Origin of the sequence: Anaerobacillus sp., from assembly GCF_046314235.1 — a bacterium.
Lineage (GTDB): Bacteria > Bacillota > Bacilli > Bacillales > Anaerobacillaceae > Anaerobacillus.
In genome coordinates, this window is the sequence record NZ_JBKBWN010000003.1 from 215594 (window position 1) to 238007 (window position 22414).

Consider the following 22414-nt stretch of genomic DNA (forward strand, 5'->3'; position numbering starts at 1 on the left):
ACGCCTATATTCCTTTTCATACATTGTACTAATGGTTAGTTGAGGAGGATGGTGGAAGGTGCGAAGAGTAATCCCCAGTTTAAAAGTGAATGAGACGATTAAAGAACACTTTTTACTTACTAGCTTACAAACGAAGCTTGGGAAAAATGGCACATATTTTGAAATGACTTTAGCCGATGCTTCTGGTGAGATAAAGGCGCGAAAATGGGATTTAACCGAAAAAGATTATCAGCTTTATGATGTTATTCATAAAGAGCTACCGCAAGTTGTCCTAATTAAAGGAATCACCCGACAGTTTCAACAAACAATTGATTTGAAGGTTTTTTATATCGTATATCCTGATGAAGAAACGGTCATATCGATTTCGGAATTTTTACCAGCAGCGCCAATTGATGTTGAAGATGCTTACCTAGAATTAGAAGAGACGATTACTAGTATCAGAAACGAGTCGTTAAAAAAAATTGTTGGCGAAGTATTTCATTTATATAAACCGTTTTTGGCACAATATCCAGCATCAATCCATGGACATCAAGGTTATGGTGGACTGTTATGGCATATACTTAACACGGTAAGGCTCTCTGAAACAGTCATCGGACTTTACCCAAACATGCTTAATCGAGACCTTCTTATTAGTGGTGCAATTTTACATGATCTAGCAAAGATTAAAGATTATAAGTTGGAAAAAGGGATTGTCACGAAAGTAACTGATAGATCAAAATTTGTTGGTCATATCGTTACAATGGCCCATGATATTAGGGAAACAGCCCGGATGTTGAATATTGACGTCAATTCTATCGAAGTTGAGTTACTAGAGCATATGATCTTAAGCCATCATGGTAAAGGGGAGTATGGTAGTCCAGTACAACCAAGCGTCCCTGAAGCATTTGCTCTCCATTTAGTCGATGTCCTTGATACTAGGCTAGGTGTTGTTCAACATCTTTTGGAAAAAACGCCACAAGGAGAATGGTCCGAGTGGTCAAAAGTACTTGAAAAAAGAATTAAAAAAATAAGACTGGAAGGATGACTTTTTCATAGTCATCCTTTTTAGGTTTCTTTTTTATTTTTAGCAGAACGATTATAATAAATTGAGGTGAAAAAAGTGGCAAAAGAAAAAAAGACAAATGCAATGCGAATGTTAGATAAAGAGAAAATGAAATATGAGATTTATACATACGAAAGTGAAGATGGCAAAATTGATGGTGTTTCAGTAGCAAAAAAGATTGATCAGGATGTCCGAATTGTTTTTAAGACTTTAGTAGCCCAAGGTGCTAGCAAACAATATTTTGTGTTTGTCGTACCGGTGGAAAAAGAGTTAGATTTGAAAAAGGCAGCAAAGTCTGTAGGGGAGAAAAAGGTCGAGTTAATCCCAGTAAAAGATATCACGAAGCTTACTGGTTATGTACGTGGTGGTTGTTCACCTATTGGCATGAAAAAGCTCTTTCCGACTGTTCTCGATGATCATGGGCAAGATATCCCATCGATTATAGTAAGTGGTGGGAAGATTGGGATACAACTACAGTTAGCGGTATCGGATTTGGCAAAAATAACGAAAGCGGAGTTCGCAAGTCTTGTTGACTGACACAGAAAATCGGCATGGCAACGAAAGCCATGCCGCCACTATCTCCAATTTAATAGTCTCTGTATTCCACTCACTTCGCTTTAAATTCACCAAATTTTAGAGGCTCGTTCAAGGGAACCTTTAGGTGCCTGGCACCTAAAGGTTCCCATATTCAACAAAAAATCGATGGGTTTGCCCTCATCGCTCTAAAACTCTAATGTATTCTAGGGGTTATCAAGGAGATCCACCGACATCTTCTGCACCCTATTTTCTGCCGAGCTTCTCGACAATCTCATGGAGTTCAGAGGGCTTTAAAAACTCAACAGGAGAGACGTTTTTTTCAAACTGAAACATATCGCCCTCAAGGAGGACGACATAACGGTCGTTTACTTTTGCAATATGAATACAGTCTCCGAAATCAGCGAGAAGGCCTTTAATTGACATATGATCCAATTTCAGCTTTAGTTCAATTTCAGGTGCGTGCTCGACAATCCGCGTCGTTGCTTCCATCACTTGTTCTTCTGTCCACTTTTCTTGTAGCTCACGTTTAGGACTCGTTGCCCAAACTTCTAAATCAGTTTCAGCTTGAACGCGCTCTTCAGATGGCTCTGAAAAGACATGATCAATTTCTTCATATACCAAATCAACGACTTGTTGTTTAACAATCTCGGGCATTGATTTCTCATAAGTAACCCCTTTTAAGAAATCCTCAAAATAACGTGCATGTGAGGCTTGGTGGATCTTTAATTCACCAACTTCTAGCATTCCTTCTTCAGGCATGTAAGGGTATTGAATCGATTTCATATTCTTAGTTGTGATTGCCAACTCTACGTTATTTATAAGCGTTTTTTCATCCGTAATTGAAGCGACTTTTTGTTCAAAATCGCATTTCATGACAAACACAAACGGTTCATCAAAATATTTGTTAAGTTTTGCTGAAGCGATGATTAGAACACCGCCACGAACCGCAGTAGTATCTGTATACGTTTGAATAAGTTCACGACAACTTTTTGAAAAATCATCAATTTGCGCAGCGCCTCGTATTCGATTGAACAAGTTATAATTTGGGTTAGATGCTAAGTCATAACCAGGTTCAACGATAAAACGACCAATTTTCGTCGGTACTTGCTCTGATTTCGGATGGCGTTCGACTTTCCGTTTCGTTATTTTCATTAATTCGCCATCCAAGAAAGGCTTAAGTGGGCTTTCTGAGTACTTGTATTCGTCAAGTGTAGCAAGCTGTTTATATGTTTTATTGGCTTGTTCGCCACTACCTTCGATATTAATAATTGAAAAGGATAAATATTGAATATCAAAATCCATTTGTTAGTCCCCTTTTAAGTTGTTCTAGTTAGCTTAGAAAAACAGAAAAGGACAGTTGTCAAAAAGACAAAGTCCTTAAATAAATGTAAAATAGAAACTTTACCCAAGCTGCTAGGTTTGGACTTAGATTTTCTATTCTATAAAACTTCTTTTAACTGTTTCTGTTGATAAATAAAATTAATAGAAGCTGTATTAAATTTTTCAGGTTGATCAATGTTACAAACATGGCCTGAGTTTTCGATACATTCTAATACTAGTTTGTCATTTTGCCCGACTAACTCTTCTACTGGGGGAAGAAATAAATAATCTTCCTTACCCATGACAAATAATGTTGGAATGTTAAAGAAATCTCGTTGAAGCTTTCTTAAAAATGGATTAATCGCTCTTGTTACAGAGAACCATTTGATAAACTCTTTTTGGCACATTTTTTTTGCTTGATCAACAAAGGCATTACGCGATTCCGTATGTGTGGATCTAGGCATGATAATCCATGCAAATAAGCGATACAGCCACATATAGGGAATAAAGTGCTTTCCAAGATTTCCTACTGTTATTAAGAAATTTGTACGGATATCTAGCTTGATTACAGCCCCACCTAGAATCATTGAACTAATGCGTTCAGGATGTTTTTGAGCCATCGTTTGAACGACAATTGTTCCAAGCGATACACCAACAAAATGTGTTTCTTTAATATTTAAGTGATCTAACACTTCAATGACATCTTCGGAAATTTGCACGAAGGAATCACCTTTTTGCCAACGTGATTTCTTAGATTTTCCATGACCCCTGAGGTCGATTAGTAGAACATTAAAATGCTTACGGAAATCTTTTATTTGTTTAAAAAAAGTGTTGGAGTTTCCGCCAGCACCATGAATAAACGTTACCCAAGGTTTTTCTTCGCTGTTTAAATATTCACGATAATATAGCACGTAAACAGAACCTCGCTTTATGAATAGAATAACTTTTGTTATTATAACATGACTTCACTAGATTAGGGGTATATAAGCTTACTAGTAAATATTAGTTCATGAAATATTCATAAAAACTATCATGTTTTCGGCTTTCAAGCCAGATTCAAAAAGTTGGTCGAGTCTAGAAAATCTCAGCTTATTATGGTACAAGTAAGATTGAAGGTATTTTTCTGAAGTAAGGCGAAATATACATAACTAACGATACATAGAGAGGAAGAGGTTAATGAATTTTCAACAATATGATTATGTAAGACCAGACATGCAACAAATTGAAGTTGAATTTAATGTACTTCTAGAAAAGTTTTCAAATGCAGAAACGTTTGAAGTGCAAGATCAGATGATGACAGGTATTAATAGGCTTCGTAATGAGTTTGAATCAATGTCGCAACTTGTGTATATCCGACATACGATTGATACAAATGATGAATTTTACAAGAGTGAGCAAGACTTTTTCGATGAGGTTGATCCAATCTACCAAGGCTTTGTTAATCGCTATTATGAAGCATTAACAAAATCTAATTTTCGTAACGAATTGGAAGGGAAGTGGGGCAAGCAACTTTTTGCGATGGCTGAATTATCGCAAAAAACGTTTTCTCCTGAAATCGTCGAAGATTTACAACTTGAAAATAAGCTTTCAAGTGAGTATACAAAGCTTATTGCTTCAGCAAAAATTGATTTTGAAGGTGAAGAACGTAATCTTTCTCAATTAGTTCCGTTCCAGCAGTCAACAGATAGAGCGATGAGAAAGAAGGCAATGGAAGCGAGATACAATTTTTTCTCGGAAAACGAAGCGAAAATTGATGATATTTATGACAAGCTAGTAAAAGTCAGAACGAAAATTGCTCGTAAACTTGGCTTTAATAACTTCGTTGAGCTTGGGTATGCCAGAATGAATCGGATTGATTATAATGGCGAGATGGTCGCAAACTTCCGTAATCAAGTAAAAGAGTTTATCGTTCCTGTTGCAACGCAATTAAAAGAAAAGCAACGTGCAAGGATTGGTGTCGATGAGCTGAAATATTATGACGAGGATTTTTCATTTGCAACAGGAAATGCAACACCTAAAGGAGATCCAGAATGGATTGTAGCCAATGGTGAAAAGATGTACGCTGAATTGTCCGAGGAAACAAATGAATTTTTTACGTTTATGAGAGAAAAGCAGCTGTTAGATCTCGTTAGTAAAAAAGGCAAGGCTGGTGGAGGCTATTGCACATACATTGATAAGTTTGCTTCGCCATTTATCTTTGCTAACTTTAACGGTACCAGTGGAGATATTGATGTGTTAACACACGAAGTCGGTCATGCTTTTCAAGTTTTTTTAAGTCGTGGCTTTGCAGTTCCAGAATATCATTTCCCAACTTATGAGGCTTGTGAAATTCATTCAATGAGTATGGAGTTTTTCTGCTGGCCGTGGATGGAATTATTCTTTAAAGAAGATACAGATAAATATAAGTTCAATCACTTGAGTGAAGCATTACTGTTTCTTCCGTACGGGGTAAGTGTTGATGAATTCCAACATTTCGTTTATGAAAATCCTGATTTAACTCCTGAGGAACGAAAACGAGGTTGGAGAGAGATTGAAAAGAAATACTTGCCACACCGTAATTATGATGAGAATGAGTACTTAGAGCGTGGTGGTTTTTGGCAGAAACAAGGGCATATTTTTAATAGTCCTTTCTACTACATCGACTATACGTTAGCGCAAATTTGTGCGTTCCAATTTTGGAAGCGCGCCAATGAAGATAAAGAAAGTGCATGGGCTGACTATATTACGTTGTGCAAACAAGGTGGAAGCCAGTCATTTACTGAATTAGTAGCAGTAGCTAACCTAATATCGCCATTCAAAGATGGTTGCGTCGAATCAGTGATCGGTGAAATCACTGCTTGGCTTAACGGGGTTGAAGACAATAAATTATAAAGCAATAATCTTATTTGATGGTGTTTGTCATTTTTGTCAAGGTAGTGTTCAATTTATCATTAAAAGAGATGACAAAGCTTACTTTCATTTTGCGTCACTTCAAAGTGAGATAGGACTGAAATTAATTGATGAGTTTGGTGTCCCGAATAATATCAAAAGCGTCGTCTTGATAGAGAATGAACGATTTTATACAAAATCAAAAGCAGCGTTAAAGATTTGTGGTCATTTAAATGGGTTTTGGCCGATATTTAAAGTTTTTATGATATTCCCGGCACCCCTACGCGATTTTTTCTACGATTTCATTGCTAAAAATCGCTATAAATGGTTTGGAAAGTCAGACGCTTGTATGCTCCCGTCGCCTGCGATTAGAAAACGGTTTTTAGAATAGAAAAGCGGAAGCGCCTTTAATAGGTCGCTTCCGCTTTTTTACTTGCATAAACTAATTATGCTTGTGAAAAATAGGGTTAATTGCAAGCCGAGAGGGAGAGAAGTGTTAATGCCAATCACTTTAACAGATGTTGAAAAAGCAAGAGAGAAGATGAAGGGGATTGTTCATATAACGCCACTTGATTATTCAAGTACATTTAGTGAGCTTTCTAATAATGATGTTTTTTTAAAACTAGAAAACCTACAAAAGACTGGTTCTTTTAAAGTTAGGGGTTCATGTAATAAATTGTTTTCGCTAACAGATGAAGAACTTAAAAAAGGGGTTATCGCAGCCTCGGCAGGAAATCATGCTCAAGGTGTGGCTTATTCTTCAAAAATGTTAAAAATTCCTTGCACCATTGTCATGCCAAAAGGGGCACCGCTAAGTAAAATAGAAGCGACGAAGCGCTATGGTGCCGAGGTTATTTTAAAAGGAAGTAGCTTTGATGAGGCCTTACATTTTGCTATTGAAATGCAACGAAAAACAGGGGCAACCTTTGTCCATCCATTTGATGATGAGGCTGTAATTGCTGGACAAGGGACAATCGGCTTAGAATTAATGGAACAATTACCTTCAGTGGATGCTATTGTTTGTCCAGTTGGCGGTGGCGGTCTCATTGCTGGAATAGCAATGGTCGTAAAGACCATCAACCCAGCTATTAAAGTTTATGGCGTTCAAGCATTATCATGTCCGAGTATGAAACATTCGCTTAAAGCGATGACGCCAATCGAAGTTGAGGCGCAACCAACGATGGCTGATGGTATTGCTGTCAGAAAACCAGGTATACAAAATTTCGAGATCATTCGTAACTATGTAGATGATATATTTTGCGTTGATGAAATGGAGATTTCAAGAACGATGCTCATGGTCCTTGAACGAAATAAATTACTCGTAGAAGGGTCTGGCGCGAGTTCTTTAGCAGCTTTACTTTATAAGAAAATACCGATTCAAGGGAAAAAGGTTGTTTCCATCTTGAGTGGGGGCAATGTCGATGTCAATTTTATCTCTCGGATTATCGAACATGGGATGGTCGAAGCTGGACGATTTGTTCATTTATCAACGATCTTGATAGATAAACCAGGCCACCTTCAAGAATTTTTGCAATTAATTACTGAGCTTGAAGGAAATATCTTATCAATTTCATTAGAACATGTAGGAGAAAATATTTTACCTGGGTACGCCAAGTTAATCCTTTCGCTAGAAACGAAGGACAAAAATCATGTAGAGAAAATATTAACAAACCTAAGGGAACGACGGTATGTGATTGATTTATAAGAGTGTTTATGGGGAAGTTGCCTACTAAAATATGTAAAACCGAGTCCGCTAAAAGAGAGTTCGAGGACACGACCTCCTAAAACCTGTAAAACTGAGTCCGCTAAAAGAGAGTTCGAGGACACGACCTCCTAAAACCTGTAAAACTCAGTCCGCTAAAAGGGAGTTCGAGGACACGACCTCCTAAAACCTGTAAAACTCAGTCCGCTAAAAGAGAGTTCGAGGACACGATCTCCTAAAACCTGTAAAAACCAGTCCAGTAAAAGTAGCTTCGAGGACACGACCTCCTAGAAACTATAAAATCGAGTCCGGTAAAAGAGTTTATATAGGTGTTTTTGTATAATATTAATTTTTTAGCACATACTTCCCTTTGAGGTGAACAAATATGAAAAAATTACTAATTATCGGTTTTCTTTGTTTTATGATGGGTGTTCAGTTAATGGAAGTAGAAGTGGTTTCGGCAAATAATGATGAGGAACTAGTGATCCAAATTATTACTACAGAGTTTGAATCTGAGACTGAAGATGGCAAAGAAATCGAAGTTTATCGTTGGGACCCTGGAACAGTTTTTGTACCAAAGGGAAAAGAGGTTACGCTAAGTTTTTATGGAGTAAAAGGCAAGGAACATCCTTTTTATATTGAGGGTACTGATGTTAAGGGGAATGTAAAAAAGGGCGAAGAAACGAGAGTGAAGGTACGTTTTGATAAAAAAGGTATTTATCGCATCGTTTGTACTGCCCATGAGACAATCGAGCAAAATGGACCAATGATTGCTTATATTGTCGTGAAATAAATTGTATTTAAATGAAAAAACGAGCTTGGGTTCCCTAATCCAAGCTCGTTTTTTAAACGTTAGGATCTTCTTTAGCGTTATGGATCACCGATCAGTGCTAAAAAAATTCCTGCGTATAAGAAAAGCAGTGGCTAGGCCAAAGTTTTCTTTCTTATGAAATTAGAACTTAAAATTTTGCCGCGATAATGTCTTTCTGTACTCTTAAAACCCTAAAAAACAAAAGCCCTACCTCTCTTTTATCGTTACGACTCCTAGGCCGTGCCACTAATAATAAGGTAATCTAAGTGTTTAAGATGCCAGATGATTTTACTCGTAAATGCTAAATATAGTTGTTATATATAAATGTGTTTTAATTTACGTAGGAATAGAAAATCCAAGAACTTTAAGTTGCTCATAAGCAATAGATGTAACTATATCATGTTATCTTAAATAAAGCAAGTAAATCAAGTGTACAGAATTACGTAAGTCGCCATTCGATCTCACCGGATTTAGTTGCTTTATCTATGTTCACTTTAAAATCAACATTTGGTGAGCAAGTGTTTTATTAATGATTAAACTTATATAAATTTTCTGTTAAGAAAAAACAAATAAGAAATTAGTTAAAAAGAAAATAGAGGGTGGGACAAAAGTGTCTGACACCACTCGGCTCTTACTAACTATAGACGTACAGATTTATCATATGTCTATATTGGGCCTAGCGGTGTCTGAAACTTTGTTATGTCCCAACCTCTTTGATCAAACTATGATGTTGTCATTATTTTCCGTTACCCTTACCAGGCTTACCGGGCTTATCTGGTTTACCAGGCTTATCAGGTTTACCAGGTTTTTCGTTGCCACCATCGTCGTTGCCATCTACATTTATAAATAGTTTTCCTGCTGCAATTTGGCGAGTTACGTTGTTGTAGTCATCTTTTACTTTAACTTCAATTTCAGCACCTTCGGCTTGCACGTTTGAAGTAGCCGTCCAATATCCTACATAATGTCCAGGAGCCACTTCTTGAAGTGGTAATTCCATAGCGTTACTTATATCTAGGTTTGTAAGTGGCATTAAAATTGAAAACGTTGCATTTAGGCCAGTTTCACTGTTGAACTCAATCATAACTGATTCACCGGCGTTAAGACTTACATCATCAGTAGGGCGTAGATTTGTGATTTCAGGAGCGTCATAGTTAACTAAAACTGTTATTGATTGTTCTGTACTATTACCTGCCTTATCCTGTGCCAATACTGTAATCGTATTTTCCCCATTATTGAGCATTACACGGTGTGAGTATTCACCATCTGTAACGGTGACATTAGTTCCGTTTACAGATACGAAGTCAAGGTTTGCGTCAGCTACAGTTCCAGTAACTGTTGCAGTTTCACGATTTGTTTTCGTTCCGTTTTCAGGACTTGTAATGGTAAGTTCAGGATTGTCTTGATCTAACACAACTGTTACTGGCTCAGACTCTTCTGTTGTACCATTGGCTGTTGAAGCCTTTGTCGTTAAGACATTTGTACCCTCTGTTATCTGTATGTCAACAGAGAAAGTTCCTTGCTCAGTAGCAGTGGCAGTAGCGACTTCCTCACCATTATTGAATACATGAACGGTTGTTGTAGGAGCGGCCTTTCCTTCCACAGTTACATTTTCAATATTTGTAAATGTTCCATCGACAGGTGAAGTAATGGTTGGTGGTGTCACTTCAAAATTGACACGGGCACGAATCATGTAGTTACCTTCTACCTCAGGAGTAGGAGCCCAAGCACCACCAACTAATTGCCAGCTACGTCCGGCATATGGACCATTTTCATCTGTTGCTAATCCAGGTGTATTAGGATTTGGATGTGACTGAATGTATACCATGTAGAAGTCCTGTTCTACGATGATACCATGTTCAGAAAGATCTACATCTGTCCATTCACCATTACGTAACGCAGTAGCGTCGATTGGTCCTGCAAGCTTGTTTCCAGGAGCTCCGTCTGGTCCAGTTGCATCATATACGGCTACTTGGAATGCGGTTCCCCCTGGAACAGGCCATTCAGTATCCCAAAAACGGAATACACCGCCTGTAACGAGTGCTGTATCTTGACCTTCAGGTAGAGACATTTTTACGGCCCAACCATTACCAGCATCGAAAAATGCACGAGCATTTTCAGCTGTTCCGTCATCGTACCCAATTTCGCCTGGGTATCCAATAAACGGTCTAAGACTAACATTCTGTTCGCTCGTTTCATTTCCTGAAACAGTTATCGCTATATTTTCACTATAGAAGGATGGAGCCATGACCCGTAAAGTGTACTCGCCCTCGTATGCAGTTAAAGAAAACTGTCCTGTTGCATCTGTTTCTACTGGTGCAATAGCTGCATCTTCAACAAGTAATAATGTTGCGTTAGCAACAGGGTTTCCTGTAGCACTGTTCACAACAACCCCGTTTACTGTTCCTTTAGGCATTTCGTCTAATACGAAGTTAGCAATTGCTTCACCATCTACTGGAATTTCAACTGTTTGCTCTGATGGATAGTATCCATATGCTTCAGCTTTAACTGTAAATGTACCAGCAGCATGTAACAATTCATAGTTTCCATTTGCAGGATTAGTATTTACAGAGCGGTTAGACTCAACGACTGTTACTTGAGCATGAAGTGGGAGTCCAGACGTGGAGAACTCACTAGTCTTCGCTTCTTCAAACTCTAGCAGTGATCCAATTGGGTGAATTTTATCTGGATCTACTTTCTCCGCTTTCACTGCAACAGAACTGTCTTTTGAACCCTTGGTCGATTTAGTTTTTTCACCTTGCAGTAGAGACTCAGCTGAAAGTTGGACATCATCTAAATACCAGCCAGGACGAACAACACTACTGTCAGTTGTTACGTTAAAGCCAATTAAAATTGTCTGTCCTGCGTAAGCAGTTAGGTCTACTTCTCGATCAACCCAACCATTTGAAACGTCGTCGAAACGGTATGCCTGAGTCCAGTTTTCACCGTCAGTGGAAACAAACACATGACCAAAATCCCAACGTGTTTCCATGTTGTGCCAGCTCTTATACTGTAAATAAGCTGAGCTACCCTCTGGTAGTTCTACCGGAGGCATTACTAGTGTCATATTGGCATTATTATCATAATTCCCGGCAAGATTAGTAGCATAGACATTTTCACCGGAATAGGCACCATTAGGTCCACTCGTTGGCACACCCCACTGCCAGCTATTATTTGCACCAAACGAGTACCAGCCTATTGGATCTGATTCAAAATCTTGGAAGTAACCAAGTGAAATACCTGGATTGACATCAACTTCATAAATGTCAGAAGTTACTTCATTGCCACCAAAGTCAACGATATGCCAGCGATAAGATACAGATGGCACGGCAATGTTGTCACCTAGGATAGCAGCTTGGTAGACTGCATTGTTATACGTTCCAGATGTCCGTGTCGCTTCAACGTTCACCCAATCACCATCGCTATTTTCATACTGAAGATGAACGGAAGAAATGCTTACGTTATCTTGAACATGAATGCTTAAAGGTAAACTCAACCCAGCAAACGTTTCACTAGGAGGTGTATGTGTAAACGTAGGAGCTTCGTCATCTACTCCGTCACGCGCTACTTGCCCTTTTACTTTACCTAAACCAGAGATAATAGAAGAAACAGCATCATGGACGTTTAGTAACCCGTATCCATATCCGTTATTTGGAGACTCAGGGAAAGTAGAGTCGGTTAAAGGTGTAGCTGTTGTTAAGAGAATTTGTTCAAGTTCTTCTACAGTTAAACTTGAGTTTACTTGTTTTAATAATGCTACAGCTGCTGAAACATGCGGTCCTGCCATAGACGTTCCATTCCAGCCACCTTCATAGCCACTCCCAGGGACAGCCGAACGAATGTTAACACCTGGAGCAGAGATTTCAGGCTTCATATGACCGTAAGGAGAAGGTCCTTGTAAAGAGAAGCTTGCTAAGATATTATTGCTATCTGTTGCTCCTGTTGCAAAAGATTCAGGGTAGTTTGCAGGTGTAGCTACAGATCCAGGACCACCAGGGTTTCCAGCACGAGTGTTTCCAGCTGAAAATTCAGGGAAAATTTCTGCTGCACGCCATGCTTGAACCATTGGACGATACCATTCGTCTAAGCCAGGACCTCCACCCCATGAATTATTGACAACATCAGGAGCCATTGCTGGATTTGGATTGCCGTTAGCATCTTTTGGGGCTAGAATGTATTCTCCAGCTGCTAAGAGTGCTGCGTCTGTTCCACCAGAAGCAGTAAATGCCCTAACTGCAATCCATTTTGCGCCAGGAGCTACTCCTATTTTATTTGTACCGTTAGGTTCTACTCCTACCATTGTTCCTGTTACATGTGTACCGTGACCATGGTCATCATAAGGAACAGATTGACCAGCAGTCGCATCAAACCAGCTAAATTCGTGATTAACAGTATCTGTATTAGCATCATACCCACGATACTGTTGTTTTAAAGCTGGATGGTTCCATTGAACACCTGTGTCGATAGAGGCTACTACAGTACCGGTGCCGTCAATGCCCATCTCCCAAACTTGTGGAGCGCCAACTCTATCAATATTCCATTCTATATTTTCGATAGTTGACTCCGTGTTCTCGACTAGTAAACTATTGCCGCGATTCGCCGGTTCATGTAACTGACGAACTTCATTTGGAAGAATTTTTTCAACCTCTGGAAATTCAGCGATTTTCTCAGCTACTTGTTTCGTAGCAGTAACGGCCATACCGTTTACAATGAAGAAGGACTGAATTTCTTTTGCATTCCCAACACTTGCCTCCTTTTCAAGATATGCTAAAACATTAGCTTGAGTGGAGATAGCTGTCGATCGAAGCTCTGAAACAATGGCATTTCGTTTGATAAGCTTCTTTTTTGCAGCAGAAGCAAGCTGTAGTTCAGCTTGTTTTTCAGCCGATTTTGCAACTTCATTTGCATCCACTTGTTCTTTAAACTTGATGAGAAATGTGACCATTTTTTCATCTTTGAATTGATCACTTAATCGTTTACTAACTTTGTCCACAGCAATCTCTTTTTGATTGCCTAAGTAAGAAAGTGAAGCATTTTTTGTTTGTGCACTTGCAGCCGTCATAAAACTTGGAGCAAGAAGTAAAATACAAAGCATAATCATAAATACTTTACATAATCGTCTTTTTGTACGCATTTTTCATCCCCCTTATTTTAGATGTGTGCCTTTTTTCTGTCCTCCTTTCAAACTTAGCTACCTTTGCCTTGTTACTTTTATAAATAACAAGGCACCCTTCCATACGTCGAATGATGTTAATTTTTACAACGTTTGGAATTTATGTAGGTATCTAGATGCAACTTAAGCTTAATAAACGATTATTGGGAAGAGTGTCGAAATTCGAAACAAAAAAACTGAATATTCTTAAAATGAATAAAAAGTCACAAATGGAAAAAATTTCATATAGGCTAATTGACGGGATAAATAGGTTGGTTATCAAAAGAGATCGATGGTAAAAACTTCAAGTTATGCAGAGTCGACATAAGGCGTACAGATATTGCGTTAAGAATTAGGTAGTATGGGCGAATATAACTAAAGTAATATTCGTGTGAACAAAAGTAGTATAAATACGTAGTTAGGACTAGTGTTTATTTAGTAAAAGAATAGTAATGATGTATAAAGGGGACTAACAATGTGTTTTTATTCTATTTTTATGTATCAAATAGACTAGAAAAAAATGCAAATAGGAGCATAGTCTTATGGTGAAAATAAACCTCTCATTTTTGAAATATGTTATAATTTGGTTTATGTAAAAATGAAATGATAGATATAAGGAGCTTATCGATGACAAAAGTTATATTATTTGATTTAGATGGTACATTACTTCCAATGGATACTGATGCTTTTGTAAAAGATTATTTAAAACAATTAGCCCCAAGGGTTGCTCAAATTATTGATCCGCAACAGTTTCTTAAAGCACTTTTTACAGGAACTGAAGCGATGATGCGAAATCTTGAAGCAAAGAAAACAAATGAACGTGTATTTGAAGAAACATTCCTAGAGCTAACGAAATTGAATAAAGAAGATATTTGGCCGACACTGGATGACTTTTATACAAATGTCTTTCCAACTCTATCACATTTGTGCAACCCGACCCCGATGGCAAGACAAGTGGTTGAATTAGCGATTAAACAAGGCTATCGAATTGCTGTGGCAACAAACCCAGTATTTCCGAAAGTAGCTATTTATGAGCGCTTACGGTGGGCTGGGATTTCCGATCTGCCTTTTGAGGTAGTGACAGTTTATGAAAATAGTGCCTTTACAAAGCCACATGGCGAGTATTATCAAGAGATCTGTGACCGACTTGGGGTGCACCCTGAGGAATGTTTGATGGTTGGAAACGATAAGCAAGAAGATATGGCCGCTTCAAAAATTGGCATGAAAACTTTTTTAGTAGAAGGTTGTGTGATTGATCGTGGTGAACCAAACTTTACAATTGACGATCAAGGTTCTTTGGAAGAGTTATATGAGAAGTTATTAAAAAAAGATGGGGTATTTTCAACTGAAATAAAAATATAATCAAAACTGTCTACAAGTTGTCGCTGGATGTTCTTGAACGAGACTCTAAAATTCGTTAGAGTTTTACAAAAAGAGAATGTCACCAGCGACTTTTCTCATTGATAGTTTTATTGCGAAGATTTTAACTTAACTATACAAATTTTGCCGAACATGCACTTCTTTTTAGAAGTTTTGTCACCTTGAAGGAAAAAGGGGAGCCTCATCTTTAATAGTATAAAAACAAAAGTTTTCCCTTTCAATCTAAGAGAAGAGGTGTAGGCAATAATGTATACGATTAAAGATGTATCCAAACAATTGAAAATTTCAATTGGTAATTTGAAAAACTGGGAGAAGGTTTTTTATCAATATATCCAAATTCATCGAACAAAAAACGGATCACGGATTTATAGTGACAATGAACTGATCGTATTAAGGAAGATTAAATTGATGAAAGATAAGAACTTAAGTGATGAAATGGTTATGTTCATATTAGAAACGAACAATGAAGATGAACGTGAAATCCCTGAGCAAATTCAATCTGAATACGATTTGAAATATGCGGATATTGTTGCTTTACAAACTGAAACAGTCCAAGTCGTTCAAAATATTTCCGACTCGCTAGAGCAGTTTAAAGGTGAGTTTATAAAGGAAGTAAAATCAGAATTGACTAGTGAAGTAAAAAAGGAAATAACGAAAGGGAATTCGATTACAGAAGGAATTGTTCAAACATATTCTCATGAAGTACTTGATACATATAAAATGACATCAGAACAAATCCTTGATTTAAAACAAGAAATTGAAAAAGAACAAGAAGAGAAGCTCTTCTTGCAAAAGAAAGTAGAAGAACGAGAGGAGTTATTTCAAGACTTTGTTCAAAGTTATCGTCAAGCAGCAGCGACAATAGAGCAGAAAAGAGAAAAAAGAAAGCTTTCTTACTGGTTAAACCTACTTTCTAGAACGCCAATGAAGTTTCCAAAAATGTAATCAACAAAGGATCAGAAGCGAAAGAGCTACTGATCCTTTTCGAACTTCCCTTGATGAATTTGTTTATTGATAGTAGCAATTGTTTTTCCACTTGGGAGGGTTTCCATCCTACTCTTTGGATCGTACACCTTTTGTGAAGGCCAAAGTCCATGGTGACCAGAAAAGATGTAACTTATTAAACAAGCGAGGAAAAAATACTCGACAGCCTTACCATCAAACATTTCGACCGCAAGAATGAAACAAGCAATTGGTGTATTAGCGCCACCACAAAAAACTGCAATTAGACCTACCGCTGCTAGAAATGAAGTTGGTAGATCTACGAATGTAGACAGTGTATTTCCTAATGTAGAACCGATAAAGAATAAGGGGATCGCTTCCCCACCAACGAAACCAAAGCCCATGGTTACGGCAGTAAATACAAGTTTGGCGATAAAAGCAAGAGGCGGGACGTTTCCATGAAATGACTGCTCAATCATTTCTAATCCACGGCCATTATAATCATAAGAGCCGACGATGTATACTAAAGCTACTATAAAAATACCACCAACAAAGCCTCTTAACATATGGCTTTTTAAATGTTTTTCAGAAAAACTTTGGATGAAGTGCCTTAGCTGGCAGTAGATAATACTAACGAAACTAAAAATGACACAAACAAGGACAAAGCTGACAAAAGTAGTTGCTGTTAGTTCAGGAACCAATTCAATAATTAAATCTTCGTGTCGATAACGCCAAAATTGTGTTGCAACAAGGTGACCGACGAAGCTCCCTGTAAAACAAGGAACGATTGCCTCATACCTTAACCTCCCTAAGGAAGCCATTTCCATTCCAAAAACAGCACCGGTAACCGGTGCACCGAAAGCGGAACCAAAAGCGCTACTAATACCAGCCATTAGTAAAATATTTGTATCAATTGGATTAATTTTAAATAAGCGATTGACTGTTTCGGCAATACTTCCCCCCATCTGAATCGCGGCACCTTCTCGTCCGGTAGACCCACCAAATAAAACGGTTATAAACGTACCAAGATAAACAATTGGTCCCATTCGACGATGAACCTTTCCATTACTATGAATTTGATCTAAAATAAGATTATTCCCTTTAGCAGATGATTTTCCATATTTTTGATAAATAAAACCAATTAGTACGCCACCAAGAGGGAGTAAGTAGATCAACCCTGGGTGTGCCTTTCTTGTATCACCGAGGAAATCATTTGTATTTAAAAGGATGGCAGATGTTGAACCTACGGCTGCGCCAATGATACTCCCGAATAATACCCATAGCAAAAGGGTGGTAATGAAAGATTGATATCGCACTATTTTGCCTTGCAATTTAAAGCCTCCTAAATAATTTTAATAAATGGTTGCTTAGTCCACAGCTAAACATCGTTTTTATAGTGTCCTTAGCTAGGAAATTTACCCATAAATAGTGTTGTGAATTATAGTTAGTTCATAATTACATTGCTACAATGTAACGATTAAAAGAGGTGACAAGATTGAAGCTTGCGATGAAAATTGTTTCAGCAGTATCGATTTTTTTACTAATCATTTTTTTATTCGCTAATAAAGATGTTATTCAAATTTTCTTAGCAGGAGATATTGAAGAGATTAGTAGTTCGTTAGATGAACATTTCTTACCAATGTTTGTTATCACGTTTTTTTTGATGATGATTCAAAATATCATTACATTTATTCCGCTTATACTAATTCTCTCTGTTAATATTGGATTCTATGGCTTTGTTTATGGACTAATCTGGAGTTGGTTTGCAAGTATGGTTGCGGCTACCCTCATTTTCATTTGTGCTAGGTATTTCTTTAAAGAACGTTTGCAGAAAAGAATCAATGACTCGATCAAGAAAAAAGCTGAAGAGAATGGGTTCATGTATGTATTACTTGCAAGGATTTTCCCTTTTGTACCGACAAATCTAGTGAATATTGTTAGTGGGATTAGCTCGATAAGTTTTAAAGATTTCTTATTAGCCACAAGTCTAGGTAACTTTGTTTACTTTTTCGCTTTATCTTTAGTTCCGTTAGGTCTTTTTTCTCTTGATATTGAACTAATGTTGTTATTAATAGGTATATCAATTGTTATCGTTTACCTTTATAAAAAACGAAAAAGAAAACAACACCAACCTACACTTAAGAAGAGCAGCTAGTTCATTAGTTGCTCTTTTGTCTTGTTCATATTGTGTTCATATTCAAATGTTAAGCTAGTTCATAATAGATAGAGATTAAAGTTTCATACAAAATGGAAAAACTAGAGAGTATATTAAATGGCTCATTAAATGAACTATAGAGAAGCCGTATCTTCTGAGAAAAGAAAAACTAGACCTCCATGACATTCTAGTGAAAGATTGATTACGAAATACATCAAATTACCTGAGAAACATGTCGTCTAGCTAGTATCCCTTCAAAATAAAAAGGAGTTGTGAACATGAAAAAGTTAACGTTATTAGTTATTGATGACGATCCTAATATTTGTGAACTTATCCGCTTATATGGTGAGAAGGCCGGCTATGAGGTCAAACATGCAACCGATGGCTTAGTGGGGATAGAAGCTTACTACGAATTTCATCCTGACCTAGTTGTTTTAGATATTATGCTGCCAGGTTTAAGTGGATGGGAAGTTTGCAAGGAGATCAGAAGAGATTTCCCTGTCCCAATTATTATGCTAACAGGTAAAGGTGAGAGCTACGATAAGATTAAAGGATTAGATTTAGGAGCTGACGATTATGTTGTTAAGCCCTTTGATCCAAAGGAGTTATTAGCACGAATGAAGGCTGTACTAAGAAGATATAACATCCTAAACGGTGATCAGGAGGTTCTATCGTTTCCATCGTTAATTATTGATATGAAGCAATACCAAATTAAATATGACGAAGAAACGATGACATTACCACCGAAAGAAATCGAATTACTTTATTATCTCGCTTCTCACACGAATCGTGTTTTTACGAGACAGGAATTGTTAGACCAGATTTGGGGTTATGAGTTTGAAGGCGACCCGCGAACGGTTGATGTCCATATTAAGAGACTTCGTGAGAAATTGGGTAAGACGAACCCAGATTGGGAACTAAAGACATTGCGTGGGATTGGTTACAAATTCGAGGTGAATACATCTTGAAACTTAAGTCTAGTATTTTTACAAAACTCTTTTCTACGTATGTTTTTAGCTCGATCGCTGCATTTCTCATCTTTAGTGCTGTTTTTTATATACTTTTTCAAAACGATCTAAAACAAAATTTTCTTAATACGTTACATGCTCAACATGAACAAGTAGAGCTCACACTTGAATTAGCGTATAAAGAAGGTCAAAACAAAGATGCAATCATTTCCACATTAGGGCTTATGAATGATAAAGATCATAGGAGTATTTATTTATTTGATGAAACTGGCGAGTTGTTGCATGTTTTTTCTGGTATGGTAGAACCGCTCCACATCGAAAAAGAAGTTATAGAAAAAGCCCTTGCTGGTAATCCAGTAAATGAGTTTGTGAATGAAAAGGGTCAGAGGATATTCCTTATGGTGTCACCACTTGAAGGCGGGCAAGATACGTTTGAAGAAAAGGTGCTAGTTATTGCTTTGCATGGATATGACCCAGTCGCAAAAAGTATCAAAGGAATGTTTATGTTAGCAGGACTTATTACGACAGTTGTTACAACATGTTTTTTATTTATACTATCTAATAAGCTTTCATCACCGCTACGAAGTATGAATTTAGTAGCTATGGAGTATGCAAAAGGAAACTTTGATAAAAAAGTAGAAGTTAAGAGTAATGATGAGATTGGGCAATTAGGAGACACGCTTAATCATATGGCCAAAGAGTTAGCGAGTTTAGATTTGATGAGAAAAGAGTTTGTTGCCAACGTTTCGCACGATATGCGATCGCCGTTAACATCGATAAACGGCTTTATTGGTGCCATGTTAGATGGGACAATTCCAGAACGTGATCAAAGTCGTTATTTACACTTAATGAAAGATGAAACAGAGAGGCTCATTAAACTTGTAAATGATTTGTTAGACATCGCTAGAATTGAAGCTGGTCAAGTTTCGATATACCCACAAAATTACAACGTATCTGAACAAATACGTAGCTTAATTGCAAAGTTAGAGCCGCAATTACTGAAGCAAGAATTGGAAATTGAACTTGAGACTTATGAGGAAAAAGATATTTATGTATTTGCTGATAAGGACCGAATTGATCAAGTTCTCGGAAACTTAATCCAAAACGCAATTAATTTCTCGCCTTCTAAAGGATTAGTAACAATCCGATTGTCAACTATAGCTAAAGATGTAGTTATATCAATTAAAGATCATGGTCCAGGTATTCCTAAAGAAGAACTTAATTATATATGGGATCGCTTTTTTAAAGTCGACAAAGCTCGCAGTCAAAAAGTTGGTACTGGAATTGGTTTATCGATTGTAAAACATATTGTTGATTTACACGGAGGCGCAAAAATTGAAGTGATTAGTGAAGTTGGAAAAGGTACTGTTTTTACCGTTACGCTACCATTAGAACATAAGAAAGTTAGAGAGTAGAAGGGAGATATGGAATATGATTACGATTTATACTAGCCCAAGTTGCTCGTCATCTAGAAAAGCTAAAGCATGGTTAAAAGAGCACAACATTGAGTTCGTTGAAAGAAACATCTTAACCCATAGACCGACAATCGAAGAAATAAAAATGATGGTTGGGAGAACTGAAGACGGTGTTGATGAGATTATTTCGACGAGATCACAAATATTTAAGAAGCTTGGTTTTGATTTAGAAACAATATCTATACAAAAACTTTTTAAATTTATTAGTGACAATCCTTGTTTTTTACGAAGTCCCATCATCATTGATGAGAAACGTCTCTTGGCTGGTTTCAGTGAAATAGAAATTAGACGGTTTTTACCGAGAAAAACGCGTAAATTTAATTTGCAACAAGCACAACTTTCAATTAATTAAGGTGTAATAAAAAGAAGAGGCTGTTCCATAAGTACCAATTCACGTCGTATAGAAGTGTATGTTTGTACACGATCTATTTTTAGTAGACGAGGTGTTGAGTGCTTTTGGAACAGCCTGTTTGTTCTAATATAGAAATGTTTTTTTTATAAATATCCAACCCATATAACTAATGAATAGGACAACGGTTAAGATGGCAGATTTACGAAAACGTGCACTAAAAATGGCTTTTTTGGCGCTAGGGGCCAATAGCAATCTTAATAGTAAGAACGCAGTAATGATGATACTTAAAGTTAAGATACTGCCAAGAATAATATGCGCCAAGATCGTCGGTTCCATATATTTTGGCTCCTTTCATATGACTTTTTGTTAATGTACCATTGTACGATTAAATGGACAAGTCAATTTAGGAATAATTTTAAAATATAGGGATAGTTAATTCACTTTTTTGTAAAGTTTCTTATAAAGCTCTTCGGCAGTGTCGCATTTTACTACTTTGTCATTTACGACTGAGAAAGGGAAATGCTTACATGTTTTACACTCGCCAATACAGCCTTTACGTTTTACTTTTATTTTTAAATCAAGGGATTTTAATTTTTTATACACTTTTTTTGTATTAAAGTCATTTTCTTGACAGAAATATACTTTTTTCATGTATGTATCACCTCGAAATTTTAGATTAATTGAAAATGATTATCACTTGCTATGATTATAGCAGATTTTATTGCGTTGTTACACGCAATCCTTATATTTTTCTTTGTCTTTTTTATGTAAAATTATGTAGTCGCAAGCTATGTTTTTAGTTCACTTAATTGAGCAGGTGAGTGCAGTTTTTTGCGAGAAACTTTAGATTAAGTTATGACAATTTTCATGACTAGGAGAGCATCCCCTTTACCATCTCAATTTCCTGCTCATGAGTATAGCCTTCGTCACTGGGAGTTTCTAAGATAAGAGGGATGTTTTTTATAACAGGTGAATTTAGAAAGCTTTGCCATTGCAGTTCAGTGATATGTCCATTTTCAAGATTTGCATGGCGATCTTTCCGTTTACCTGTTGGGTATTTTGAATTGTTTAGATGGATAGCTTTTAAATATTGAAAGTAGTCAAGTTCGATCCCTTTTTTAACAACTTCGTCCCAATTATCACCATTCCACACCCCACTGGCGTATGCATGACAAGTATCAAAGCAAAACCCGATTTTTTCTGGTGATTTTGTGAGCTTGCGAACTTGGACCATTTCCTCTAAGCTAATACCCATGTCTGTACCAGAACCCGCATTGTTTTCGATTAAAATTAAAGAATTACCATGCCAATTTTCAAGTACTGTATTTAAGATGGCAATCATTTTTTTGTAGCCTTCTAAACGGATCGCACCTTTTGTTGTACCGAAATGGACGACGATGCCAATTGAGCCACAAGTTTCGGCGATTTCTAAATCATTTAGGATCGATTTAACAATTTGAACTTCGATCTCATCATCTTCAGGAATAAGGTTCGTTGGATACGGCGTATGAGCAATGGAAACGATCCCTTCTTTATCACAAAAAGCTGCACAGTTTTGTGCAGAGACTTTATCAAATTGTTTAACGGTAATGCTTCGTGGGTTTTTTGGAAAGTATTGAAAGGCGGTCGCTCCAAGTGCTTTAGCTGTTTTTGCTGCTTGTTCATATCCGTTACGAATGCTTACATGGCTACCTACGTACAATTATTTCACCT

19 protein-coding genes are annotated in these 22414 nt (G+C 37.2%); 12 read left to right on the plus strand and 7 right to left on the minus strand.

All coding sequences use genetic code 11. The annotated features are described in order from the left end of the window. Positions 1–58 precede the first annotated feature (58 nt). A complete protein-coding gene (locus ACK4M9_RS05170) occupies positions 59–1024 on the plus strand; it encodes a 3'-5' exoribonuclease YhaM family protein (RefSeq protein ID WP_409848529.1) in 966 nt (321 codons plus the stop codon). A gap of 102 nt (positions 1025–1126) precedes the next feature. Then, the gene (gene ybaK / locus ACK4M9_RS05175; RefSeq protein ID WP_409848720.1) at positions 1127–1579 is read left to right on the plus strand and encodes a Cys-tRNA(Pro) deacylase; all 453 of its coding nucleotides are present in this window, start codon (positions 1127–1129) and stop codon (positions 1577–1579) included. A 243-nt stretch (positions 1580–1822) separates the two neighbouring features. On the opposite strand, the gene ACK4M9_RS05180 is transcribed toward ybaK, so the two are convergent. Beyond that, positions 1823–2881 carry a DUF3900 domain-containing protein gene (locus ACK4M9_RS05180; RefSeq protein WP_409848530.1) on the minus strand — a complete coding sequence of 353 codons (1059 nt, stop codon included), beginning with the start codon at positions 2879–2881 and terminating at the stop codon, positions 1823–1825. A gap of 137 nt (positions 2882–3018) precedes the next feature. After that, entirely contained in the window at positions 3019–3810 is a 792-nt protein-coding gene (locus tag ACK4M9_RS05185; RefSeq protein WP_409848531.1) for an alpha/beta fold hydrolase, read from the minus strand. A 265-nt stretch (positions 3811–4075) separates the two neighbouring features. Here ACK4M9_RS05185 and ACK4M9_RS05190 point away from each other — a divergent pair, with 265 nt between their 5' ends. The 4 genes from ACK4M9_RS05190 to ACK4M9_RS05205 all read left to right on the plus strand — a co-directional run bounded on the left by ACK4M9_RS05190 (position 4076) and on the right by ACK4M9_RS05205 (position 8262). Continuing rightward, on the plus strand, positions 4076–5770 hold the full coding sequence (locus ACK4M9_RS05190) for a M3 family oligoendopeptidase (RefSeq protein ID WP_409848532.1): 1695 nt from the start codon (positions 4076–4078) through the stop codon (positions 5768–5770). Next, the gene (locus ACK4M9_RS05195) at positions 5751–6158 is read left to right on the plus strand and encodes a thiol-disulfide oxidoreductase DCC family protein (RefSeq protein ID WP_409848533.1); all 408 of its coding nucleotides are present in this window, start codon (positions 5751–5753) and stop codon (positions 6156–6158) included. The genes ACK4M9_RS05190 and ACK4M9_RS05195 overlap by 20 nt, the downstream gene beginning before the upstream one ends. 108 nt (positions 6159–6266) lie before the next feature. After that, on the plus strand, positions 6267–7472 hold the full coding sequence (gene ilvA / locus ACK4M9_RS05200; RefSeq protein ID WP_409848721.1) for a threonine ammonia-lyase: 1206 nt from the start codon (positions 6267–6269) through the stop codon (positions 7470–7472). A gap of 382 nt (positions 7473–7854) precedes the next feature. Next, positions 7855–8262: a cupredoxin domain-containing protein gene (locus ACK4M9_RS05205; RefSeq protein WP_409848534.1), complete on the plus strand. Its 408-nt coding sequence runs from the start codon at positions 7855–7857 to the stop codon at positions 8260–8262. Positions 8263–9016: 754 nt separating this feature from the next. On the opposite strand, the gene ACK4M9_RS05210 is transcribed toward ACK4M9_RS05205, so the two are convergent. Beyond that, positions 9017–13411 carry a S8 family serine peptidase gene (locus tag ACK4M9_RS05210; RefSeq protein WP_409848535.1) on the minus strand — a complete coding sequence of 1465 codons (4395 nt, stop codon included), beginning with the start codon at positions 13409–13411 and terminating at the stop codon, positions 9017–9019. A gap of 645 nt (positions 13412–14056) precedes the next feature. Here ACK4M9_RS05210 and ACK4M9_RS05215 point away from each other — a divergent pair. Both ACK4M9_RS05215 and ACK4M9_RS05220 read left to right on the plus strand, forming a co-directional pair. After that, positions 14057–14791 carry an HAD family hydrolase gene (locus tag ACK4M9_RS05215; RefSeq protein WP_409848536.1) on the plus strand — a complete coding sequence of 245 codons (735 nt, stop codon included), beginning with the start codon at positions 14057–14059 and terminating at the stop codon, positions 14789–14791. A gap of 264 nt (positions 14792–15055) precedes the next feature. Then, positions 15056–15754: a MerR family transcriptional regulator gene (locus ACK4M9_RS05220; protein ID WP_409848537.1), complete on the plus strand. Its 699-nt coding sequence runs from the start codon at positions 15056–15058 to the stop codon at positions 15752–15754. A 26-nt stretch (positions 15755–15780) separates the two neighbouring features. On the opposite strand, the gene ACK4M9_RS05225 is transcribed toward ACK4M9_RS05220, so the two are convergent. Continuing rightward, positions 15781–17082: a voltage-gated chloride channel family protein gene (locus ACK4M9_RS05225; protein WP_409848538.1), complete on the minus strand. Its 1302-nt coding sequence runs from the start codon at positions 17080–17082 to the stop codon at positions 15781–15783. Between the two features lie 164 nt (positions 17083–17246). Between ACK4M9_RS05225 and ACK4M9_RS05230 the strand changes: the two genes are divergently transcribed. From ACK4M9_RS05230 to spx, 4 genes are all read left to right on the plus strand, one after another. Continuing rightward, positions 17247–17906, plus strand: coding sequence for a TVP38/TMEM64 family protein (locus tag ACK4M9_RS05230; RefSeq protein ID WP_409848539.1), 660 nt, complete (start codon positions 17247–17249; stop codon positions 17904–17906). 278 nt (positions 17907–18184) lie between these two features. Beyond that, the gene (locus tag ACK4M9_RS05235) at positions 18185–18874 is read left to right on the plus strand and encodes a response regulator transcription factor (RefSeq protein WP_409848540.1); all 690 of its coding nucleotides are present in this window, start codon (positions 18185–18187) and stop codon (positions 18872–18874) included. Continuing rightward, the gene (locus tag ACK4M9_RS05240; protein WP_409848541.1) at positions 18871–20289 is read left to right on the plus strand and encodes a HAMP domain-containing sensor histidine kinase; all 1419 of its coding nucleotides are present in this window, start codon (positions 18871–18873) and stop codon (positions 20287–20289) included. Before ACK4M9_RS05235 ends, ACK4M9_RS05240 begins: the two co-directional genes overlap by 4 nt. 16 nt (positions 20290–20305) lie before the next feature. Then, on the plus strand, positions 20306–20701 hold the full coding sequence (spx, locus tag ACK4M9_RS05245; protein WP_409848542.1) for a transcriptional regulator Spx: 396 nt from the start codon (positions 20306–20308) through the stop codon (positions 20699–20701). Positions 20702–20824: 123 nt separating this feature from the next. Here spx and ACK4M9_RS05250 read toward each other — a convergent pair whose 3' ends face one another. From ACK4M9_RS05250 to ACK4M9_RS05260, 3 genes are all read right to left on the minus strand, one after another. Further along, the gene (locus tag ACK4M9_RS05250) at positions 20825–21037 is read right to left on the minus strand and encodes a hypothetical protein (RefSeq protein ID WP_409848543.1); all 213 of its coding nucleotides are present in this window, start codon (positions 21035–21037) and stop codon (positions 20825–20827) included. A 96-nt stretch (positions 21038–21133) separates the two neighbouring features. Next, positions 21134–21352, minus strand: a complete 219-nt coding sequence (locus ACK4M9_RS05255) for a DUF1450 domain-containing protein (RefSeq protein ID WP_409848544.1) — start codon at positions 21350–21352, stop codon at positions 21134–21136. 220 nt (positions 21353–21572) lie between these two features. Continuing rightward, the gene (locus tag ACK4M9_RS05260; protein WP_409848545.1) at positions 21573–22403 is read right to left on the minus strand and encodes a deoxyribonuclease IV; all 831 of its coding nucleotides are present in this window, start codon (positions 22401–22403) and stop codon (positions 21573–21575) included. Positions 22404–22414: the final 11 nt, after the last annotated feature.